This is a genomic window from Chryseobacterium sp. MYb328 (assembly GCF_037572595.1).
GTDB lineage: Bacteria > Bacteroidota > Bacteroidia > Flavobacteriales > Weeksellaceae > Chryseobacterium > Chryseobacterium pennae.
On record NZ_JBBGZQ010000021.1, the window covers coordinates 104,895 to 112,306 of the forward strand.

At 34.8% G+C, this 7,412-nt stretch carries 6 protein-coding genes; 1 reads left to right on the top strand and 5 read right to left on the bottom strand.

Annotated elements, in window-relative coordinates; all coding sequences use genetic code 11:
* Positions 1-141 precede the first annotated feature (141 nt).
* The gene (locus WH267_RS18830) at positions 142-801 is read left to right on the top strand and encodes an HAD family hydrolase (RefSeq protein ID WP_115969236.1); all 660 of its coding nucleotides are present in this window, start codon (positions 142-144) and stop codon (positions 799-801) included.
* 88 nt (positions 802-889) lie between these two features.
* Here the strand turns inward: WH267_RS18830 and WH267_RS18835 are convergent, their stop codons facing one another.
* From WH267_RS18835 to WH267_RS18855, 5 genes are all read right to left on the bottom strand, one after another.
* Complete coding sequence (locus WH267_RS18835) at positions 890-2,284, bottom strand: arginine decarboxylase (protein ID WP_103248181.1); 1,395 nt, start codon at positions 2,282-2,284, stop codon at positions 890-892.
* A gap of 122 nt (positions 2,285-2,406) precedes the next feature.
* Complete coding sequence (locus WH267_RS18840) at positions 2,407-3,282, bottom strand: tyrosine-protein phosphatase (RefSeq protein ID WP_123318107.1); 876 nt, start codon at positions 3,280-3,282, stop codon at positions 2,407-2,409.
* 309 nt (positions 3,283-3,591) lie between these two features.
* Entirely contained in the window at positions 3,592-4,221 is a 630-nt protein-coding gene (locus WH267_RS18845; RefSeq protein WP_123318106.1) for a thiamine diphosphokinase, read from the bottom strand.
* A complete protein-coding gene (locus WH267_RS18850) occupies positions 4,211-4,780 on the bottom strand; it encodes a cob(I)yrinic acid a,c-diamide adenosyltransferase (protein WP_123318105.1) in 570 nt (189 codons plus the stop codon). Before WH267_RS18850 ends, WH267_RS18845 begins: the two co-directional genes overlap by 11 nt.
* 194 nt (positions 4,781-4,974) lie before the next feature.
* Positions 4,975-7,412 (bottom strand): TonB-dependent receptor plug domain-containing protein (locus tag WH267_RS18855; RefSeq protein ID WP_340010271.1); only part of this gene is annotated, 2,438 nt, incomplete at its 5' end.

Here is a 7,412-nt window from a genome sequence, read left to right on the forward strand (position 1 = left end):
CTTCCTGCTTCCACCTCATTGCCCTCTATTTCTTATTTCAAACTCAGATTAGTTAAGAGCAGATGTTTTAATTTACAATCCTTCGTTTCATTAACTTTCCCTTTTCAACACAATTTCCTATTTTTGTGAAAAACTTAGAATATGTCTTTAAAAGCTGTTCTTTTCGATATGGATGGGGTAATTGTAGACACAGAACCATTGCATAGAAAAGCCTATTTCAAAACGTTTGATGAATTGGAAATTGCAGTTTCCGAAGATTTATACACTTCTTTTACCGGGGCATCAACCAAAAGAGTCTCTGAAACTCTGATTAAGGAATTTAATTTACATCAGACTTACGAATCTATTGCAGACATTAAAAGGTCTCATTTTAAAGATTATTTTTATAATGATGATGAGTTTGACCTGATTCCCGGCGTAAGAAACCTGATCCAACATTATCATGAAAACGGTATCAAGCTTATTTTAGCTTCTTCTGCTACCATGACGACTATCAATATGGTATTTGAAAAATTTGGGCTTGAGCAATATTTCAGTGGAAAGATCAGTGGTGCCGATTTAAAGGAATCCAAACCTCATCCTGAAGTTTTTCTACTAGCTGCTGAAATGGCAGGTGAACCTGTTGAAAACTGTATGGTGATTGAAGATTCTACGAATGGTATTCTTGCTGCCCACAGAGCTAAGATATTCTGTACAGCTTACAGAAGTCCACATTCAAAAAATCAGGATTATACTTTAGCTGATACGGTGGTTTCTGATTATGAAGACCTTGTACTGGATAAGATTTCAAAATATTTTTAAATAAAAAGCTCTCAGATTTTCTGAGAGCTTTTGTTTTATTCTGAGATTGCTTCGTCACTTTCGTTCCTCGCAATGACAAGTTGAGGTTTTATTTGTAACCAAGAAGTTTCAAGATATCTTCAGGTTCCTGTTTTTCACGGAAAATTTCATACTGCAATTCACCATTTTCATCTTTCTGGATCAGGACGTGTCTTGGCTGAGGCATCAGACAATGGTGAACTCCACCATATCCTCCGATAGTTTCCTGATAAGCTCCTGTATGGAAGAATCCGATGTACAAAGGCTTTGTATCACTGAAAACAGGCAGATAAATGGCATTGGTATGCTGCTCAGAGTTATAATAATCATCTGAATCACATGTCAATCCACCCAGGAATACTCTTTCGTAACTATCTTCCCAACGGTTTAGCGGAAGCATTATAAAGTGTCTCGAAATCGCCCATGTATCTGGAAGTGTGGTCATGAAAGAAGAATCAATCATATTCCACTTTTCTCTGTCATTCTGACGTTTCTGAGAGATAATCTTGTAAAGGTTTGCCCCACTTTCTCCAACAGTAAAACTTCCGAATTCAGTATAGATATTTGGTTCTTCCACTCCTTCTTCTTCACAGAATTTCTTGATCTGAGAAACAATTTCCTCTACCATGTATTGGTAATCGTAATCAAAATTCAAAGAAGTCTTGATTGGAAAACCACCCCCAATGTTCAGTGAATCTACTTCAGGAGCAATTTTCTTCAAACGTGCGTATACACGAAGACATTTGTACAATTCATTCCAGTAGTAAGATGTATCCTTGATCCCCGTATTGATGAAGAAGTGAAGCATTTTCAATCTTGCATTCGGGTGTTCAGCAATCTTCTGACTGTAATAAGGAATGATATCTTTATATCCGATTCCTAATCTTGAGGTATAAAATTCAAACTTTGGTTCTTCTTCAGAAGCGATTCTGATTCCGATGTTGAATGTAGAATCAATACTTTCTGTAAGTTTATCCAGTTCACGGTAATTATCCAGAATCGGAGTAATGTTTCCAAAACCATTATTGATCATATCTGAAATATTGGTCAGATAATCGTCTGTTTTGAATCCATTACAGATTACCTCAATGTTTTTATCTACCTTCCCTTTCTCATAAAGAGATTTTACAATATCCATATCATAGGCAGAAGACGTTTCTATCGAAATATCATTCTTTAGGGCCTCTTCCAATACGAAATTGAAATGACTGGATTTTGTACAGTAACAGTAGGTGTAATTCTTTTTATATTCAATCTTTTCAAAAGCTTCTTTAAACCAGCTTTTGGCTTTTTGAATATTTTGAGAAATTCTCGGCAGATAGCTAATCTTTAGCGGAGTGCCAAATTGTTCAACTACGTCCATCAATGGAACGTCGTGAAACAACAAATTGTTCTCAGAAACATTAAATTCCTCCGTAGGAAAATATAATGTCTGATCAATAAGTTCCGAGTACTTTATTTTCATTTCTAAACAAGTGAATTAAGAAATGCAAAATTGCTAAAAAAGTTTGATTTTTAGGTGTTAAAATTATTATAATTTTAAATAAAACAACAATATTGTTGTTTAGAGAAATTTACCCCTGATAATCAGTGGGTAAACTTTTGAATATATCCCTCTCTTTTGATTTCTGAAATACCTAATACCTGCTGAATATAAGTATCTATAGACCCATACTTTTTATCGATCTCTTCAAAAGCTGCATCAAGGTATCTTTTTTCTACCCAACTGAGCTTTTCCAAAACCTGTAAATCCATCTTCGGATACAGGAAGTGTAGGTTATTGGCCAATCGTAGTCTTTTCTCTACCAGGGGCTTCCTGAAATTATTGGACAAAAGATACTCATTATAAATGGTTTCTTTATCAAACTTCAATATGGTCAGGATTAAGGCAGTAACAATTCCTGTTCTGTCTTTTCCGGCTGTACAGTGGTAAAGAATAGGTTTCTCAGATTCCAGGATCTCTGTAATAATAGTTTTTATTGTCTCAGGATTTTCGGTTACATATTCACGGTAGAAGTCAATCATTCTTTTGTCTGCATCAGAAGCATTCACTTTTCCTTTCAAAACCATTTTTTTAGCCTGTGACAACTGATCTCCTTCATCTTCAAAAGCTGAATATTTCTTATAGGTTACCCCATCCGGAAGATAATCCGGGCTATCAGAAATCTCTTTTGAATTTCTTAAATCTATAATCTCTGCAATACCCAGTTTTCCAAATTCATCAAAAGATTTCTTTTTAAGCTTATGGAGATGGGCACTTCTATAAAACATTCCTTCTTTTAAGGTTCGTCCTTCAGAATTTTTAATATTGCCTACCGCCCGGAAGTTATTAACCTTTTTGATCTTAAGGGCTTTCTCAGTTTCATTTTTGCCATATTCAGGTGTTTCAAAATGTTGTGTTTTGCATGAAAAAATGCAGCATAATGAAATGGTGATAACCGGTATTTTGATGAATGTATTCAATAGCTTTTTGTTTTATTACAAAAGATACAAAAGTTTATTTTACTAACACTTTAGTTCACTTAAGTAAGCTTAAAAAATTACATAAAAGAAGTACACTTAAGAAGAAAATCAAAGATTTTCAGAACTTAGGTGTACTTCTCAAACAGTTACTAGTCACTTAGAAATAACTTAAGTATTCAAAAACTTTTGTGACTTCTGTGGTTAAAGATTTTATATTAAATTTTGGCTAAAGCCAATGCATCTTATTTTATTGAACGGTTTAAAGCCTGTTTCTATTAAATTACTTGTGTAATTTTACTTAAAACTTTATCACAAATAATTTTTCCCAATAAAAATCAACAGATCTCCTTTTTCATAGGTAATGGAAACCTCATCTTCTACCGCAAAGTTTCGGGTTCCGATTGTTGAGGTAATGTTCAGACTTCCATTATCCAAAGGCCAATTTAATCCTTTTGTTATAATATTTTCAGCTGCAGGAAAAGGGTACAGGGAAACCATTTTATCTTTTATTCCTTTTATCGTAAAGTTTTTAGGAATGAAGTAATACTCTGAAAATTCATCATAAAACTTCACATCCAGTTTATCTTTAAAGGCATAAGCCACCGTAAGATTTCCTAAAAAATGATCCTGCTCGCCCCCGCTTCCACCAAAAACATCTACATTTTTTCCTCCTTTTTCGATAATGATATCCAGTCCTTTATAAAAATCTGTATGATTCTGATCGGGTGTATGGATAAATTTTTCCTGATAAATATTTTCATCAGATCCGGAATGGGAATCAAAATCACCGGAAATAAAATCCAGTTGAGCCAAAGGAAAGCCTATTCTTTTGAGATAATGAAAAGCGCCGTCTGTACAGGCAATCAGATCATAATGATCCGGATTTGGAAAAGATTTTGGAGCTTCACCGTTGATGAAAAGTAATACTTTATCTTTCATTCGGGTTCCAGTATTCTTCAGGTTCGTTGTTTAGTTTTGATATATATCTTGCCAACACGAAAAGATAATCTGATAGTCTGTTTAAATATTTAATCAATTCCGGACGTACTTCTTCAGCTTCATTTAAAAATACCAATGAACGTTCTGCTCTTCTACAGATTGTTCTTGCCGCATGCAAAAATGTTGCAGGTTTTCCTCCACCTGGAAGGATAAAATACTGAAGTGGTTCCAGCTTTTCATCAAAAATATCCATCCATTGCTCCAGTTCTTCAATTTCTGTTTCTGAAATAATGATCGGAAGACGGGATTTTCCGTTGGCCAGCATCAGTTTATCTACTGGGGTAGCTGCTTCTGAACCTACTGTGAATAAATCAAACTGAATTTTTTTCAGCTGTCTCAAAACTTCTTCATCTTCAATATGGCTTTTAGCTATTCCGATGAATGAATTCAGTTCATCTATATTTCCGTAGCTTTCCACTCTGGCACTGGCCTTAGAAACTCTTGTTCCACCGTATAGTGCCGTTTGGCCTTTATCTCCTGTTTTTGTATAAATTTTCATAGTACTAAAATACCTTTTTTTGAACAATGTAAAAAGTAAAATGTAGCAATAGCTTCCTATTCTATCAGAAAATAATAAACTGACATTAATTCCTAATGTCAGTTTATATTTGCCCCTATGGGTTTTATATCTTTTGAGATTGCTTTGCCTTTGTTAGGCATGACAACACAAATATCGATTCCTTTATTTATAGATTAAAAAGTATAATTAACATTTAGCTGAAAAGTGGTTCCATTAAATCCAAACTGATTCACTTCCCAAGGATACTTGAACCTTCCTCCAAGATCTGTTACTACATCTCCTTTGCTATCTATAACATCCGGATAAATATTTAATAAATTATTTACGACTCCGGAAACTTTAAGGTCTTTCGTGATTTTATATGTTAAAACGATGTCTGTAATTACCTTACCAGAAAATGTCTGATCTTTGGCAGGATCAGTTGCGTGCTGCCATGCAACAGAACCAAAGTAAGTATTATTTAAGTTAAAATTAAACTTTGTAATTTCATACGAAAGACTGAGAATAGTTTTTGTTTTTGGTCTTGCAGAGGTAATTCTGGATTGTTCTTTTCTATCAAAAAAGTTTTCTGAGTAATCATTTTCAGCCAAAATAGGCGGAACGGCAATATTATCTACTATTTTAGTTTCGTTATAATTGAAAGCAGCAATAATTCCCAATCTTCCTTTACCTACAGCTGAAGTATAATTAGCTACGAAATCCACCCCTTCAGTAACTGTATTTACCGCATTGGTAAAAAACTTCAAAGAGGTTATTTTATTATTGTTTAATATTACTTCCACAGGGTTTGCTACATCCGGACTACCCGGAGCACCGGTTTTGTAACCAATATCTCCTGAGAAAAGTACTCGGTCTTTAATTTTTATTCTATAATAATCTGCGGTAATAGTCAGGTTTTTAAAAGGTTTTATGGCAAATCCCCCAGTAATGTTAAAGGCTTTTTCAGCATTTAATTTTGGTACACCAAGATCAGATCTTACAATTTGAGAGTCATTATTAAAAGTCCCCTGATTAGCTACAGTATTCCCTGTAATTTTGGTTTGAACATTGGAATAATAAATTTGATGTAATGAAGGTGCTCGAAAGCCTGTAGAAACAGATCCTCGGAAAACCAGTTTATCATCTAACAATTTATATCTTGCATTTCCTTTCCAGGAAACATTATTTCCAAAATCACTGAAATTTTCATATCTCACGGTTCCTCCAAGTAACAGGTTTTTCGTAACATCCCATTCAGCATTTATATAAGCTCCAATATTCTGACGATTTTCATTGACTTCGTTTTGAGGCTGCAGCCCGGGAAATGATTCTGCACCACTTCCTATATAAGATGCTTCTTCTCCTGCCGTTGCCTGATAATTTTCATTACGCACTTCCACTCCAGCTCCTAAAACAACTGCACCAAAGTCCCGGTTGATATCTATATTTCCTATAATATTACTAAACTGATGACCACCCGCTTTAAAACGGGTTGGTGAATTTGCACCCAAAGATGTATTTATGGTGTTTACAACATAATTTACAGCATTAGAGCCAAAGGTTGCACTCCCATCAAAACTCCATTTTCCAAACATACCTTTCCATCCGGAGGTTAAATTATAATCATAAACATCTGTTTTAAATTCAGGCTGAAATCCATTGTAAGGTTGTCCTTTTGGAGTTAATAAACCAAAATCTGAAGCTACCCAATAAGGTGTTCTATACAAAGCATAACTGGTCCCATTCCTGTAAGTTGTACCCCCAAAAGCATAAAATTTACCTGTCTCGCTTGTTGGCAATTCAAAATTCACAAACATATTAGCCACTTTTGTCTCCGGCTGTCCTATAATCATTCCTAAACCAGGATTGGCTTGCGTCCAGGCATTATCCACCCCAAAAAGATCATCTTTTGTAACAGAACCTGCACGGTTTGTTTTATTTTGGGAAGAATATCCTAATGTAAGATTCAAACTTCCATTTTTTGCCACTCTGATTCCTGTATTAAAATCTGCTCCTATATTAAAGCCGTCTCCTTTTGAAGTAATCCCTGAAAAAAGATTGACTGCACTTTTTCCAACGCTGTTCTTAAGAATAATATTGATCACTCCTGCAATAGCATCAGAACCGTATTGTGCGGAGGCACCATCTCTCAATACCTCTACATTCTGTAAGGCGGCAGATGGAATGCTTTTCAGATCTGTACCTACCTCACCTTTTCCGGGTGTGTCATTTACATAAATTAAAGCACTTTGATTTTTTCTTTTATTGTTAACCAAAACTAATGTTCTGGATGGGCCTAATCCTCTTAAATCTGCCGGATCAAAATGAGCCGTTGCATCAGAAACAGTTTGCTGTGATGAATTAAAAGAGGGTACAGCGTACGTCAAAGCTTTATCAAAAGTAATCTGTCCTGTGGATTTTAACTGTACTGCCGAAATATTATCAATAGGAATTGCTGAGGTAATTATGGTTCTGGGCTTAGTTCTCCCTGTGGTCACCACAACTTCATCTATATTATTTTCTTTTACAGTTTCCTGAGCATATGCCATAGTACCAGCTCCACTTAATAGTAATGCATAGATTTTTTTATTAAAGATTTTCTTTTTCATGTCAAGTATTAATAATTTAATAA

Coding starts and splice junctions, on each gene's coding strand:
- WH267_RS18830 (WP_115969236.1), top strand. CDS start 142: ATGTCTTTAAAAGCTGTTCTTTTCGATATGGATGGGGTAATTGTAGAC.
- WH267_RS18835 (WP_103248181.1), bottom strand. CDS start 2,284: ATGAAAATAAAGTACTCGGAACTTATTGATCAGACATTATATTTTCCT.
- WH267_RS18845 (WP_123318106.1), bottom strand. CDS start 4,221: ATGAAAGATAAAGTATTACTTTTCATCAACGGTGAAGCTCCAAAATCT.
- WH267_RS18850 (WP_123318105.1), bottom strand. CDS start 4,780: ATGAAAATTTATACAAAAACAGGAGATAAAGGCCAAACGGCACTATAC.